Source organism: Stagnihabitans tardus (assembly GCF_009925085.1).
Taxonomy (GTDB): Bacteria; Pseudomonadota; Alphaproteobacteria; order Rhodobacterales; family Rhodobacteraceae; genus Stagnihabitans; species Stagnihabitans tardus.
Genome location: NZ_JAABNR010000012.1, coordinates 133,450 through 147,071 on the forward strand (window position 1 = coordinate 133,450; position 13,622 = coordinate 147,071).

Annotated in this window: 11 protein-coding genes, 1 tRNA gene and 2 pseudogenes; 6 read left to right on the forward strand and 8 right to left on the reverse strand. The window is 67.8% G+C overall.

Annotated elements, in window-relative coordinates; translation table 11 throughout:
- Positions 1-87: 87 nt before the first annotated feature.
- Positions 88-288, reverse strand: a complete 201-nt coding sequence (locus tag GV832_RS13975) for a pilus assembly protein (protein WP_168775499.1) — start codon at positions 286-288, stop codon at positions 88-90.
- Positions 289-566: 278 nt separating this feature from the next.
- Complete coding sequence (locus tag GV832_RS13980) at positions 567-767, reverse strand: pilus assembly protein (protein WP_168775500.1); 201 nt, start codon at positions 765-767, stop codon at positions 567-569.
- Between the two features lie 372 nt (positions 768-1,139).
- Here GV832_RS13980 and GV832_RS13985 point away from each other — a divergent pair, with 372 nt between their 5' ends.
- Positions 1,140-2,069 carry a lytic transglycosylase domain-containing protein gene (locus GV832_RS13985; RefSeq protein WP_168775501.1) on the forward strand — a complete coding sequence of 310 codons (930 nt, stop codon included), beginning with the start codon at positions 1,140-1,142 and terminating at the stop codon, positions 2,067-2,069.
- 5 nt (positions 2,070-2,074) lie between these two features.
- On the opposite strand, the gene GV832_RS13990 is transcribed toward GV832_RS13985, so the two are convergent.
- The gene (locus GV832_RS13990) at positions 2,075-2,860 is read right to left on the reverse strand and encodes a hypothetical protein (protein ID WP_168775502.1); all 786 of its coding nucleotides are present in this window, start codon (positions 2,858-2,860) and stop codon (positions 2,075-2,077) included.
- A complete protein-coding gene (locus tag GV832_RS13995; RefSeq protein ID WP_435531763.1) occupies positions 2,857-3,771 on the reverse strand; it encodes a GSCFA domain-containing protein in 915 nt (304 codons plus the stop codon). Before GV832_RS13995 ends, GV832_RS13990 begins: the two co-directional genes overlap by 4 nt.
- Positions 3,772-4,089: 318 nt before the next feature.
- On the opposite strand from GV832_RS13995, the gene GV832_RS14000 reads away from it, so the two are divergent.
- The 4 genes and pseudogenes from GV832_RS14000 to GV832_RS22540 all read left to right on the forward strand — a co-directional run.
- Positions 4,090-4,166 (forward strand) — tRNA-Leu (locus tag GV832_RS14000).
- Between the two features lie 102 nt (positions 4,167-4,268).
- Positions 4,269-7,712 carry a beta strand repeat-containing protein gene (locus tag GV832_RS14005; RefSeq protein WP_168775504.1) on the forward strand — a complete coding sequence of 1,148 codons (3,444 nt, stop codon included), beginning with the start codon at positions 4,269-4,271 and terminating at the stop codon, positions 7,710-7,712.
- A 138-nt stretch (positions 7,713-7,850) separates the two neighbouring features.
- Positions 7,851-8,180: a hypothetical protein gene (locus GV832_RS14010; RefSeq protein WP_227754421.1), complete on the forward strand. Its 330-nt coding sequence runs from the start codon at positions 7,851-7,853 to the stop codon at positions 8,178-8,180.
- 245 nt (positions 8,181-8,425) lie between these two features.
- A pseudogene (locus GV832_RS22540) lies at positions 8,426-8,650 on the forward strand (aromatic amino acid lyase); the annotation flags it as partial.
- Between the two features lie 59 nt (positions 8,651-8,709).
- Here the strand turns inward: GV832_RS22540 and GV832_RS22345 are convergent.
- The 4 genes and pseudogenes from GV832_RS22345 to GV832_RS14025 all read right to left on the reverse strand — a co-directional run bounded on the left by GV832_RS22345 (position 8,710) and on the right by GV832_RS14025 (position 11,774).
- Positions 8,710-8,838, reverse strand: coding sequence for a hypothetical protein (locus GV832_RS22345; protein ID WP_265332515.1), 129 nt, complete (start codon positions 8,836-8,838; stop codon positions 8,710-8,712).
- Positions 8,839-8,987: 149 nt separating this feature from the next.
- Positions 8,988-9,161: pseudogene (gene gvpJ, locus GV832_RS14015) on the reverse strand (gas vesicle protein GvpJ); the annotation flags it as partial.
- 427 nt (positions 9,162-9,588) lie between these two features.
- Complete coding sequence (locus GV832_RS14020) at positions 9,589-11,064, reverse strand: hypothetical protein (protein WP_168775506.1); 1,476 nt, start codon at positions 11,062-11,064, stop codon at positions 9,589-9,591.
- Between the two features lie 173 nt (positions 11,065-11,237).
- Positions 11,238-11,774 carry a hypothetical protein gene (locus GV832_RS14025; protein ID WP_168775507.1) on the reverse strand — a complete coding sequence of 179 codons (537 nt, stop codon included), beginning with the start codon at positions 11,772-11,774 and terminating at the stop codon, positions 11,238-11,240.
- A 104-nt stretch (positions 11,775-11,878) separates the two neighbouring features.
- Here GV832_RS14025 and GV832_RS14030 point away from each other — a divergent pair, with 104 nt between their 5' ends.
- Complete coding sequence (locus tag GV832_RS14030; RefSeq protein WP_227754422.1) at positions 11,879-12,097, forward strand: FitA-like ribbon-helix-helix domain-containing protein; 219 nt, start codon at positions 11,879-11,881, stop codon at positions 12,095-12,097.
- The last annotated feature ends 1,525 nt before the right edge of the window (positions 12,098-13,622 follow it).

The following is a 13,622-nucleotide window of genomic DNA, read 5'->3' on the forward strand; positions in this document are numbered from 1 at the left end:
CCTGGTGAACGCCAAGGCGCGGCCAAAAGCGAAAGGCCGCGTCTTGCGACGCGGCCTTCGTCTTCTGCGGTGTGACCCGCGAAGGGCTTAGTTGCCCGAGGTGTAGCCGATCGACTGGCCGCCCAGGTTGTCCGAGATGTTGGTGCCCATGGTCTCGATGCCGCCGCCGACCGAGGTCACGACGACCATGCCCAGGCCCACGATGGCGGCGGTCAGCACGACCCAGTCAACGGTCACGGCACCGGTTTCGTCCGAGGAGAAAGCTTTGAAGAGTTGAGCGAGCTTCATGATGATATCCTTGCGATGTTGGTTTCGGTTTCTACCGTTCGGCTTAGTGGCTGCGGGCCTCTGTTCCCGTGTCCCCGTCCGGATAAGTCTGTTTTGCCCCCCCATCGCGGCGCCGATTGGTCGGGAAAAGGGAAAATTCGGACAGATTTCATGGCCGAATTGTGGCGGGGAGGGGCCTGGCACAGTCCTGGAGCGGTCCTGGCCCTGGGTGGGCAAAAGCAAAAGGCCGCGTCTTGCGACGCGGCCTTCGAATGTCTGCGGTCGGAACCGCCGGGGGCTTAGTTGCCCGAGGTGTAGCCGATCGACTGGCCGCCCAGGTTGTCCGAGATGTTCGTGCCCATGGTCTCGATCCCGCCGCCGACCGAGGTCACGACGACCATGCCGAGGCCGACGATGGCGGCGGTCAGCACGACCCAGTCAACGGTCACGGCGCCGGTTTCGTCCGAGGAGAAAGCTTTGAAGAGTTGAGCGATTTTCATGATGTGATCCTGTCAGTGTTGGTTGCGGTTTCGCCGTTCGGTTTCGCTGGCTTCGGCCTCTGTTCCGTTTGCCCCGTTCGGATAGGTTTGTTTTGCCCCCCCATCGCGGCGCCGATTGGCCCGGAAAAGGGAAAATTCGGACAGATTTCATGGCCAAATTGTGGCCTTTCGGTCGAGAATCCCGGCTTTGACGGCGCAAATCCCTGAAATCCTTGGCGCGACCCGGCTTCTCTGGCAGGGTCGCGCCAAAGAAGAAACGAGCAGGCAATTCCCATGACGGCGAGATTTCGGGCCCTTGGCCTGGTCCTTTGCCTTTGCGCGCCCGGTCCCGGCCAGGCCGAACCGGTCCCCGGGCCGGGTGATTCTGCCGCCATGCCCGACGAATCGGCGCAAACCCCGGTGGCCGAGCCCGAATCGGGCCCCAAGATCATCAAGCCCGGCAATTTCACCTTCAAGCGGCTGAAGGTCTCGGACATCAACCCCTCCAAGCGAATCGCCGTGCAGATCGACCCGGAGGAGCAGGCGGCCCTTTTGGCCGCCGCCCCCAAGATCGACCCGCGCCCCGATTACCGCGACACCGAACCCGAAGCCCCCGCAACGCCGCTTCAGCCGCAAGTGGCCACCTCGGCACATTACGACTGGTTCTGGAACACGGTCCCCACCGCCATCGGCGCCAATGACGACCGATTCTTCCTGGCGCTTTCCGCCCTCTCGCAGGGGCCCGATGGCGCAGAGGTCGCAGCCCCGCGGCTTCAGACCATGCAGAACCTCGCCTCGACCTGGGGGGCGACGATTCTGCAAGAGACCGTGGGCACCAAGGTCTCGCCCGCCCTGGTCCTGGCGGTCATGGCGGTGGAGAGCGCGGGCAATCCAAAGGCCGAAAGCCATGCCGGGGCGCAGGGTTTGATGCAGCTGATCCCCGCCACGGCCGAGCGCTTTGGCGTCACCGATTCGCTGGAGCCCGGTCAGAACATCAGGGGCGGCGTCGCCTATCTGAACTGGCTGATGGGGAATTTCGACCTCGACCCGCTCATGGTCATCGCGGCCTATAACGCCGGAGAGGGCGCGGTGGCCGCCAACCAGGGCGTGCCCCCCTATGCCGAGACGCGCGACTATGTGCCCAAGGTCCTGGCCGCCTGGCAGGTGGCCCAGGGGCTTTGCGTCTCGCCGCCCATGCTGATGACCGACCCTTGCGTCTTCAAGGTGATCTCGGCCGCCCAAACGACCGAGGCCGAGGCCGCCGGGGTCCAGGTCATCGGAGCTAGGCCTGCCGCCCCGCCGCCCGATGGGCTGAACCCCTGACCCTCTCAGCCCGCAACCGTCTCCATGATGCTGCGGGCCATGATCACGCCATAGGCCGCGTTCATGTGGCTGTAGTCGAAATCGTTGCCCGCCAGCGCATCCCCGGCATCCGGGGCACCGGCGCGCGAGAAATCGGCCCGGGTCAGCCCGGTTGCGCCCAGGACCTCGGGCGGAGGGGTGATCAGGTGCAGGCCCTTGTCCGCGAAGACTGCCCGGGCGCGGTCAAGAAAGAGCTGCAACCCGGGCCCCTTCACCAGGCCGCGCCGGATCAGCTCTGCCCAGGGTTTCGTGCGCGGACTGGTCCCCTTGACGCAGCCCTCCGACATGCGGGGCTTGGCCACGAAGATCACGCGCGGCCTGATGATCGCGGCCCAGGCCGGGTCGGGCAAGAGCCCGGTCAGGTAGGAGTCCATCAGGGCGAGATAGGTCTCTTGCGTCAAGGGAGGCAGGTCGGGCGCCTCTGACAGGCCCGCGACGGAATGGCTGTTCAGGACCTGGGCATTGACGATTTCCTCGATCCTGTGGCCCAGGATCACCACGGTGTCATAGGCGCGCAGGTCGACCTCCCTGCGGCCAAAGGTCCTTTCGACGCGCTGCGCCTCGACCTCGGTCACCTGGGACGTGGCCGTGATGCCGAACTGCAGGTCCTCGGTCAGGGCCATGGCGGCGAAGACCTTGGCGGGGGCGCCGAAGAAATCGACCTCGGCCCCGGGGAATTCCGCCGCGATCTGCTCGTAGCCCAGCTTGACCGCCCCAAGATGGGACGAGCCCATGAAGAGGATCTTGCTCATGTGTTGAAAGCCTCCAGCAGGGCTTCCTCGCAGATCAGCCCATCCTCTTCCTCCAGTGACTCCACCGGCTCGGCCTGGGCCTTGACGCGCTTGGCCCGGAGCTTTTCCGCGCCGGTCTTGTCATGGGCCGCCATGAAAAGCCCCATCGCCGTTTCGACCCCACGGCTGTTCACGCTGCGCAGGTTGGGCTCGTAATAGGCCCCCCGGGCGCTTTGAGAGGTGATGACTTCATACGAGGGGAAATAGTCGACCGCCTTGAACCGTGCCGAGATCGCGCCGCAGGCGGCCCGCAGGACCGATTTGGAATAGACCGTCGCCACCTCGACATGTTCGCCCGAGGCCGTGGCGGTCAAGGGCACGGGCGAGACCGTGACGATGAAGCGCAGGCGCGGGTTGAAGCCGCGCAGGATCTGGCGGACCTGGATGAAATCCGCGACGATTTCGGGATAGGCAAAGTTCTTGAATTCGAAAAGCTCGGGGTCGAAGCGGCCCGCGATGGTCCCGGGCGCCGTCGGATAGACCGTGCCCTCGGCCCCGCGCGACACCCAGGCCTCGGTCAGGCCAAAGGTAAAGACCATGATGTCGGTCTGTTGCATCATCTCTGCCACGGCCTTCAGATGCCAGGCGCGGTGCAGCATCACCTCTTCAGGGCTGGCAAAGCCCCTGAGCTCGATCCCGGGGCGCAGGGCGTCGTAAAAGCGGCCGTCCTTCTCCCAGACCGGATGGGCCGGGGTGAACTGCCCCAGGGCCTCCTGGAACAGCTGCAAGAGCTGGCGGATCGTGTAGACATTGCCATAACGCGCCGAATAGAGCCCATAGCCTTGGGCCTGGGCCACCTCGGCAGAGACCTTGCCTTGCAGGGCCTTGGGCAGGGGTTCAAGGTCAAGGACGTTGTAGCCTGCCTTCTTCAAGGTGCGCCCGACATGTTGGGCGAAACACGAACTCGCCGTGGCGATTCGGGTCAGTAAAGAGCGCGGCGGAACAGCTCGCCGGGTCAAAGGCCAGAGGCTCGGTAACGCCGCTGCGCCAGAAGGCCCTTGGCTCCGGATCCTGGCAGGGAGAGGTCATCTGGTCGTCCTTTTCGACAGTCGCAGATCGCAGTCGGGCCACCGTGGCGAGAGACCTCCACCCGTCTTGGTGCCCAGGAAACTGCGCCTTGCCGATCCTGTCATTGCAGCGTTGGCCGCTCCGGTTGAAGGCCGCGCCTCGGGCTGATAGGACCAAGGCGCGGGCTCATACTCCAACCGGTAGAGAGAGTGGACTTAAAATCCATACAGTCTGGGTTCGATCCCCAGTGGGCCTACCACCGCCTTTCCCGGGCCTTTGAACGAAAACCCCTGGCCCGGTTCGAGGAAACGTTAATCCTGCCTTGGCACACTGGCCGCGAAACCCAGGGGGATCGCGCGCGATGGTGGAAAGGACGGGCGGGGCCGGCAATGATGTGCTTGACGGCTCCCAGGTGGATGATGTGCTTGTTGGGCTTGGCGGCGATGACCTGCTGCGCGGGCTTGGCGGCAATGACCTCCTGGTCGATACGATGGGCCTGGCTTCGACGATCGAGGGCGGGGGGGGCAACGACACCCTGGCCATCGGCAACACGACGCTTGCGGGCAGCCTGGGCGGCGGCAGCGGAGAGGACGTGCTGCGGCTGGGCACCGCGGGTCTTTGGGCGCTGACGCTGCAATCCATCGAGGTGCTGGAGGTTTCGGGCGTCGTCACCGCCCGCGCCGACCAGTTCGAGGCTTTCGACCAGATCCGCAAGGCCTCCGGGGACCAGAGCTCTTTGGTCCGGTTGCAACTGGCCGCACCGCAGGGCCTGGCGCTTTTGAACCTGACCGACGAGCTTTCGGCCGGAGGCGGTTTGCGTGCCGTGGCGCTGGGCGGCTCGGGGCTCGGCGACCAGGTGACGCTGGGCGGGGGCGATGACACGGCCGAGGGCTTTGGCGGCGACGACAGCCTGACCGGGGGCACGGGCAACGACTGGATCGACGGCGGGCTCGGGGCCGATCAGCTTGACGGCGGGGCGGGGGATGACACGCTGATCGGCGACGAGGGCGAGGATCAACTGCTCGGCGGCGGGGGCAACGACCTCTTGCGCGACACCTCGGGCGTGACGGCGGCGCTTTACGGCGGGGGGGGCGACGACCTGATCCAGATCGCCTCGGCGCGGTTCCTGGGCGGAACGATCTCGGGCGGGACGGGGATCGACCGGCTGGCGCCCTCGGTGGTGGACCTGTCGCCCCTGACGCTCGAGGGGATCGAGGTCCTGGAGCTGACCATGGGCATCTCGGGCCGGGCGGCGCAGTTCGACGGTTTTGACACGATCCAGATTGCGGGCCTGCCGGGGGCGCGGGTCTCCTTGACCCTGACCGCCTCGGGGGCCGATTCGGTCCTGGACCTGTCGGACGAGCTTGCGGGCCGCAGCCTTTGGCTGCTGGGCAGCGCCGATAACGAGACCCTGGTGGCGGGCGCCCTGGACGACCGGGTCGAGGGGGGCCTCGGCCGTGACAGCATCGCGGGCGGGGCGGGGGCGGATTGGCTCTCGGGCGGGCAGGGGGATGACAGCCTTTCCGGAGGGACAGAGGCCGATACGCTGGTGGGGGGGCTGGGGTCCGACGTGCTGACGGGCGGGGCGGGCGACGACCTCTTGCAGGACAACGAGCTTCTTGCCGGCGCGATCTATGGCGGCGAGGGCAATGACCGGGTCGAGATCTTCGGCCCCGGGACCGGGACGCTGGCCGGAGGGACGGGGGTCGATGTGCTGGCCAATGCCTCGGCCACATCGGGGGTGGATATCTCGGGCCTGGCGCTGTCGGGCTTCGAGGTGCTGGAGACAAGGGGCCAGCCCATCCGTCTGACCGCCTCCGAGCTGGGCGGTTTCGCCACGATCCGCACCGGGGCCACGCCGGGGACGGTCTTCCTGTGGCTGGCCACGGCGGACGCGGCGGTGGACCTTGCCCCGCGCCTGACCGATGGCCTGCGGGTCTGGGGTTCGGTCATCACGGGCTCGGGCCTTGCCGATACGGTGACGGGCGGGGCGGGCAATGACACGATCGCGGGCGGCAATGGCGACGATCTGCTCAGCGGCGGGCTGGGGCGCAATGCGCTCAGCGGCGGGAATGGGGTGAACACCCTGACCTACCAGGCCTTTGACCGGGGGGTCAGCGTCTCGCTCCTTGGCGCCCGGGCCGACTACCTCGGCGGCGGCGACACGATCTCGGGCTTTCGCATCGTGCTGGGCTCTGGCCTGGACGACAGCCTTGGCGGCGACAGCGCCGAAAACACCCTGCGCGGCGGGGCGGGCAACGATGTGATCCGGGGCCTCGGCGGCGCGGATCTGATCGAGGGCGGCACGGGCGATGACACGCTGGAGGGAGGTCTTGGGCCTGACCGGTTCCTCATGGGTGCGGGCTTTGGCGCGGACCGGATCGAGGGCTTCGTTCCGGGTCAGGACATTATCGACCTTTCCGCCTTCGACATCTATTTCGAAGAGCTTTCCCTGACCACGACGGGTGCGGACACCGAGGTTCTCTTGCCGACCGGCGAGCGCATCCTTCTCGCGGGCCTGACCGAGGTGCAGGCCCTGGCCTTCGACTTCGGCTCCCATGCGGCGCGGCGTTTCGACGGGACAGCGGGGGCCGACCTGGCCAGCGCCTCGGGCCTGGCCGGATTCGCAGGCATCGCGGCCGCCATCGGGGACGGGACGGGCGACAGCTTCTACGGCGGGGCCGGGGCGGACACGGTTCAGGCCGGCCCGGGCAATGACAGCATCTTCGGCGGCGCCGATGCCGACAGCCTCTCGGGCGGGGCGGGGGCGGACAGCCTCGCGGGCGGGGCGGGGGACGACCTCTTGCTTGGCGGGGCGGGGGCGGACACGCTTCTGGGCGATGGGAACAATGACACGATCCGCGGCGAGATGGGCGACGTGGTCGACGGTGGCAACGGGATCGACCTCTTCGACGGCTCCGAGGCAGGCGCCCTGACCCTGACCCTGGGGCTGGACGTCCTTGGGATCGAGGATCTTCTCGGCAGCGGCTTCGACGATGCGATCACCGGCGACGCGCTGGCCAATCGGCTGGACGGCGGGGCGGGCAACGACAGCCTCTCGGGCGGGGCCGGGGATGACACCTTGACCGGCGGCCTGGGGGTGGATTGGCTGGACGGCGGGGCGGGCAATGACCTGATCCTCGCCGAGGCGCAGGATATCGTGACGGGCGGCGCGGGGATCGACACGGTCCTTGCGGCGGAAAGCGTCACCCTCTCCGCCGATGTCGAGAACCTGACCCTGACGGGCACGGCGCTTTCCGGCACCGGGAATGGACTGGCCAATGTCCTTCAGGGCAATGCGCTGGACAATATCCTGACCGGAGGCAAGGGCTCGGATACCTATATCGTCCAGAACGCCGGGGACCAGGTCGTCGAGGTGACGGGCGAAGGCAACGATACGGTGAACGCCTGGGTCAGCTACAGCCTGGACGGCGTGCTGGCGGTCGAGAATCTGACACTGCTGGGCAGCGGCGACCTGGCGGCCACGGGCAATTCCCAGGCCAACCGCCTGACGGGCAACAGCGGCGCCAACCGGTTGGAGGGGGGCATCGGCAATGACACGCTGACCGGGGGGGGCGGGGCTGATGTCTTTGTCTTTTCAGGAGAAAGAGGCGCCGATCAGGTCACTGACCTCTCCCTGGCCGAAGGCGACCGGATCGACCTTTCCGCCCTGACGGGGGGGGTGGCGCAAAGCTCCTGGGTGACGGTGCAGGGGGGGGATGTGCGCATCGACCTGACGGCGAATGCCTCGGTCCTGGTCCTGGGCGCCACGCTGTCCGATGTGCTGGCATCGGTGATCTGGTAGCCCGTTCGGCGCCGAAATCCCCGGCGGGTTCAATATCTTGGACCCCATCCCGGTCACGGGGCGCCCTTGGTCTCGGGTCGCCGCAGCGGGGCGCTTGTGGCGGCCAGCGACCAGGCGCCTTTCGACCCCGGGCCAAAGATGGACAACCCGTTCCGGCACTCCATCACCGAGATGACCGGGAGCGAGGCGACCCGGTCCCCGCGTCTTCAGGGGGACGCATGCAGCGGGCAGGGGCGGATCACCGGTGCGATGGACCCGAATCGTGCCGGCCAGGTCAAGGCGAGGGCGATAGCCAGGTCCTGTCCTCCGCGCGCCGCATCCGGGCCCGCGCCCGACCTGGCCGCCATCGCCTCCCCTGCCGGCATCATCTCCCATGACCTCGAGGGCAATCTCCTGTCGATGACCGAACGCGCGCTTTCCGCGATGGCGCATGGCAGGCTCGGGCGGATCGCCAAGTCCCTGGCGTGACCACCGGGTTCGCCCCCCCCCTGGCCAACCGTTTCGTCGTGGCGGAACATGGGTCATGCTGCGACAGAACCCTCTCCGCCGCCGGGCGGCGACCCTGGCCGAGCTCTTGGGCGGATGGAGGCCCGGCATCCCGGCCAGCGCGAGGTGGCGGCGTCCTCGCGCGCCCGGCTTGCTGGCCGCGACCGGGTCATCGCCTTGGCCCTGGCCCATAGGCTGCGCCCCTCAGGTCCTTGGCGCGGTCGCCGATGACCTGCGGTTTCCAGGCGCAGATCCTCGCGCGCGAGCTGCCGTCGGCCGCCGACACCCCGATCTTTCCGGGCGATGAGGAAGCGGTCCTCGCCCTGCATGGCCGCAATTTCAGGGGCCAGCCTGCCGGCCTGGCCCCGGATGCGCGGCGCAAGGCCCTGGTCTTGCTTGCAGACCTGGCCGAGCGGCAGATGGCCCGCTTGACGGATGAGACGATGAACCGCGCCTCCCCGCCGTGTCGCTGCGCGGCCCTGAAGGCCGAGAGGCGGGCGACGGGGACGGTTCATGCGATCTCGACCAAGGGCGTCTTCCTGGATGTCGTCTCGATGGCAACCATCGTGGCGCGGTTGGCGCCCGAAAAGCTGACGACCCTGTTCCAGCTCTGGTCGATCCTGACCCTGGCACGGGCCAAGGGCCTGCGCGAGAGGGAAAGCGCTTTGCCCTGTCGGCTTCGGCCCAAGCCCTGCGCCGCATCGGCCCGGAGCTTGTGGCCGACCGCCTCCCGGGGCGCGCGGTCAGGGCCCCGGCCGCCACCGATCCGCTCCAGGCCCAAGGTCTGCCTCAGGCGGCGGCAGGGTTCATGGACAGACCGCGGGCCTTGGCATGAGGCGGCCAGGTTTCGACCGAGCCCACGACGGCGCGCCGCGCGATCGCGGCAAGTTCGATGCCCACCCGCGAGATGCGGATGAAAGCGTCGATCCCCACGCCCGTAGCAAGGATGCGGTCGACGACCTCGCGGTGGAGGTCGAGGCCATAGTCCGGCCATCATCCTGGCCCCAACAAGACGCTCCCCGCCCAGCTTTACGCTGAATTCAAAGGGTTTTTCCCGGAGCTTGTCGGTAGCCATTTCTGTCTTCGTGACATGGGCGCGGTGCCGGATCTTTCGGGCGCATCACGGCTAGACCCCGGAAGAAACGGCGATTTCCCGCGCGCGACAGGAGAGGCGCCGCTCGTCAGGCTTGTCGAAATCGCACCCCGCCTGCTTTGGGCCAGGGCCTGGGTCTGCATGCCGATTGGCGGATCCGCAGTGCAGTTTCTGCCCGGGCCCCTTGGTCCCGCGGCCAGATCGGAGCCTTGGGCGCGGGTGCCGTGTGAAAACGCGGCCCCTGTCGGGCCGCCTTCGGGAGGGATTTGCCAGCCTTCCTGGCCCGGTTGCGCAGGTTCAGCTTGCCAGCGCCTGATGCCGCATCTGCGTCGCGACGATCTCGGCCAGGAGGAAGCGCAGGTCCTGGAAGAAATCCTGCTGGGCCGCGCGGAAGGCCTCGAAGCCGGGCAGGCTCGCGCTGGATTCGCGGTCGGCGGCGCGCTGGGCCAGGGCCAGGATCGCATCGGCCAGGGGCTCGCCGCGCGGTTGGGTCGCGACCAGGGCCTCGATCTGCGGGGCGAGATCGGAGAGCGGCCGTGCCTCGGCCTCCATCCGGTCGGCCAGGGTCTCGATCCGGTGCAGGGTGGCGCCGATGGCGGTGGCGAAGCCCGCGAAGCTCTTGCGCTGTTCGGTCAGGTCGAGCGTGGGGGCCGGGCGCCGCTCCAGCGCGGTCAGCCGCTCGGTCAGGGCCTCGACCCGCTCGGTCAGGGTGGACAGCGCCCTCTCCATCGGCGCCAGGGTTTCGGGCGGGACGGTCAAGGTTGCGACATGTTCGGTCAGGGCCGTCAAGGCGGCCCCGATCGGCGACAGATCGGCGGGCCGCATCTCGTCGATCCGGTCGCCAAGCGCGGTCAGGCCCGCCCCAAGCTTTTCGATCTCGGCCTGCAGGGCCGGGGTCTGGTCCAGCTTGGCATCCAGGCTCTCGATCCGCCGCAGCGAGGTCGAGAGCGCGGTGGCAAAGGCCGCGAAGCTGCGGCGGTTCTCGGTCATATCGAAGACCGGCGCCGGCCTGCTTTCCAGCGCCGAGACCCGGTCGACCAACTGGCTCAGCGTCGCCTGCATCGGCGCGAGGCAAGCCTCCAGCCGGGCGAAAAGCGGGTCGAGGTCAGGCGCCTTGGGCTGAAGCGCGGCCAGTTGTCCCATCAGCCTTTCGGGCTCGATCGCGGTCAGTCGCGCCTCGAGCCTTGTGACAACATGTTGCATCCCTTGCAGAAATTGCGCGTTCATCTGGCGCAGGGGGCTCAGGTCGGGTGTTCTTTGCAAGAGCGCCTCGATCCTTTCGGGATCGGGAAGGCGGGCGAGGATCACTTCGGCCAGGTCCGAGGTCGGGGCGGGAGAGCGCGTGGCCTCGAGCAGTTGTTCGACGCGTTCGACCACCGAGGGGCCCGCCTCCTGCTCTGCAAAAAGGTTCAGCACCTCGTCGGCGATGACGCCCTGAAGCCGTTCGGCCAGGCCGAATTCCACCGCGTCAAGGCGGTCGGCCATCCGCTCCCTTTCCTGCAGTTCCAGGGTCAGGGTGCTGAGCTTCTGCTCCATCCGGGCGAGGCGATCCTCGACGCCGGGCTCGGCCTCTTCGACCAGGCCTTCCAGCTCTGCGGGCAGGGCGGCGGGGCAGTCAAGCAGAAGGCTGCCGTCGGATTGCATGTGCAAGCCGGTCAGCGCCCCGCTTTCGACCAGGCCTTGCAGGTCGATGCGGGTCAGGGTCGGTTGGCTGGGCGCGCGCCAACTGCGCGCAGCGGTGGCAGGGCCGTCGAGAGTGGCAGGCAAGGTCATGGCAATCTGTCCTTGGGCGAAAAGGCGGGAAAACCCCGGATGATTAGAGTTAAACTCAACGCGCTTAATGAAGGCTTAAGGCCGGACTGGACCACGCGGCCCAAAGCGCCCAAATCCAGCGCCAAATCCCCTGGCCGCAGGCCAAACGGGCGGCAAGGCGGCCTCGGCGCGCATCAGGGTCTGGCCAGGCTGCCCTTTCTCGGCGGGCGAAAGCCCCCCGCGCCCCGCCTGCGAATCGCCCGAAGCTCCATCACCTGTCGCAGGAACTCCATCCGCCCTGGGGCCAGGTCCTGCCCGGCGGTCTCGGGCTCCAGGTTCTGCCGCTCCCCGGGGGCGATCTGTCCCATGCGCCCCTGGATATCGGTGGGCGGATGTCGAGCCGCCTCATGGGGCGGCCGCGAAAGCCAGGGAGCGGCCCGCGCAGATGCTGGGGCGAGGTTCAGGAAATGCGCGGTCTCGTCGTCGGACTGGATCAGCCCGCCCAACGTGCCGACCTTCGGGGCCTTGTTGGCCTGGAAGCCATCGATTTTGACCTGAAGCGCGTTTTCGGTGCTGATCTTCGTTTCGGCGACTTGTGCAGGTATCTGCCTGGCAGGATGGCTTCGGCTTAACCTGCTGGATTTTCCGCTGGCTCCTGTCACCTGCCATTCCGCCCTGGCGAGTGGACGGGTTGTGACTGCAGCTGTGCTTTTGCCCGCGACTGCGGTCACCCTCGGAGGCGAGCGCAAAACTGCGGCTGGACAAGGCCGTTGCCGCGGCATCGCTTTATTGCAGTGCAGGCATTGCCTGACGTTGGAAGCAGGGGGAGGCGCCCATGAGCCGCATCACCATCAGGAACCTTGATGACGACGTGAAGCGCCGCCTCCTCGCTCGCGCAGCCGAGCACGGAAGGTCGATGGAAGAGGAGGCGCGGGAAACCCTGTGCCAAGTGGTCACCTGGCCCAGGGCGTTGCGCGACCTCGGCCAGTCCATCCAGCGCGGTTTGCCGAAGTCGGAGGCTTCGATCTTCCCCAGCCCAAGCGCAGCGAGATGAGGCCGCCCCCTCGACGGTCTTTCTCATGTCAGGATCGCCGGAAAACTGGTTCGACAATCGCCCCTTGCGTGCCTGATGTCCCATGGGGGGACGGAAAACGCCAGGCAACCGGTTGATTTCCCGTGCCGGTGGACGGCTTGCCGATCCCCTCTTCGGCGGGCGATCGGGCCTTGCGCCTTGGTCCATGTCACGATGCGGCAAGCGCGGTCCAGCATCACGGCGCTGAAGGGCAGCTATTGAGCGTCCAGCGGTTCACGGGCGAGGATCATGTCCAGCTCCGCGCTGCCGAATCGGTATCTTTCCCTTTCTCCGCTTGGAATTCCAGCGGGGCAGAACCCTCTTCGACCAGGGCTTCTGCTTCAAGCCCGGCGCTTTTGCTGCTGACCCCCGCTGTGGTCAGAAGGACTCATCCGGGATGGCCCCCCGGATGATGGGCTTCCAACCGGGAAATCGGAACCCATGCGGCCCAAGGGCTTGGATGCGACGCCCACTTTCGCGGATTGGCATGTTGCGCCTTCCGTCTGGCGCAGACACCCTACCGGAGTTTGCGGATGGCTTTCCCCGGTCGCCAGGGGTGAACCGGCAAGCAGTCAGGGAGTCCCCGAGCTTTGCTCCCGCAAGGCCCAAGCCATTTGCCCATGCCTGACAGGTTCCTGTTGCTCCGTTGATTTCAGAGCGGCGCTTCCCGCCCGGCAGAGACCCCTGGGGCGGGGGAAGCTTGACCAATAGGCCACCGGGACCTGTCCGACCCGCCCTGCCAGGGTCAGGAGCCTGCTGATGCCGGGGATGACGACAGAGGGGAGCCGATCCGACCCGCGGCCGCGTCGAACAGGTCGCGCTTGACCGCCTTTCCTGGGCGAAGCCCACCCGCACCGGTCGTCGCATCGCCCGGCGCGAGGCCGAGGCGCTGTCGAAGACCGTCTGACGCGCCCTGGGCCCCGGGGGCCCGCGCCCCGCTGCCCCTCATGCCGCGCCTCTGCGTTCCTCGCGCGAAGCCCCCCAGACGGGGGCGTGACGATGGCCCCAAGGGCGCGTGCCCCTTGTCTCGACATCCAGCCGGCATGAGGTCGAAGCGCCCTGCAAGGGGCACTTTTGGCAAAGGGAGGAAGGGAGGAGGCGGCGCGCTCGAGGGAGGAGGAGGAGCGCGCCGCAGGTCGGAAGGCCCGAGGGAGGAGGAGGGGCCATCGACATCGGTGGAGCCGAAGCTCCGAAAGGTGGCAACGGAACCCAAGGGAGGAGGAGGGCCCCGTCGCTTTGGCCAGTCACCCGGGAGGCGGGTGCGCAGCCGATCCGGCCCAGGGAGGAGGGACCGGGAACCTGTGGCGGCGCCCCCGGGAGGAGGTGGGGTCGCCGCCGATCCGGGGCCCGAGGGAGGAGGAGGGGCCACAGGAACTCTGGAGCCGAAGCTCCGAAATGGGGGGGCGGCGCCCCCGGGAGGAGGTGGGGTCGCCGCCGATCCGGGGCCCGAGGGAGGAGGAGGGGCCACAGGAACTCTGGAGCCGAAGCTCCGAAATGGGGGGCGGCG

Bases quoted from the DNA above. Each gene is read 5' to 3' on its own strand.
- GV832_RS13975 (WP_168775499.1), bottom strand. From the start codon at position 288: ATGAAGCTCGCTCAACTCTTCAAAGCTTTCTCCTCGGACGAAACCGGT.
- GV832_RS13980 (WP_168775500.1), bottom strand. From the start codon at position 767: ATGAAAATCGCTCAACTCTTCAAAGCTTTCTCCTCGGACGAAACCGGC.
- GV832_RS13985 (WP_168775501.1), top strand. From the start codon at position 1,140: ATGCCCGACGAATCGGCGCAAACCCCGGTGGCCGAGCCCGAATCGGGC.
- GV832_RS13990 (WP_168775502.1), bottom strand. From the start codon at position 2,860: ATGAGCAAGATCCTCTTCATGGGCTCGTCCCATCTTGGGGCGGTCAAG.
- GV832_RS14005 (WP_168775504.1), top strand. From the start codon at position 4,269: ATGGTGGAAAGGACGGGCGGGGCCGGCAATGATGTGCTTGACGGCTCC.
- GV832_RS14010 (WP_227754421.1), top strand. From the start codon at position 7,851: ATGGACAACCCGTTCCGGCACTCCATCACCGAGATGACCGGGAGCGAG.
- GV832_RS14020 (WP_168775506.1), bottom strand. From the start codon at position 11,064: ATGACCTTGCCTGCCACTCTCGACGGCCCTGCCACCGCTGCGCGCAGT.
- GV832_RS14030 (WP_227754422.1), top strand. From the start codon at position 11,879: ATGAGCCGCATCACCATCAGGAACCTTGATGACGACGTGAAGCGCCGC.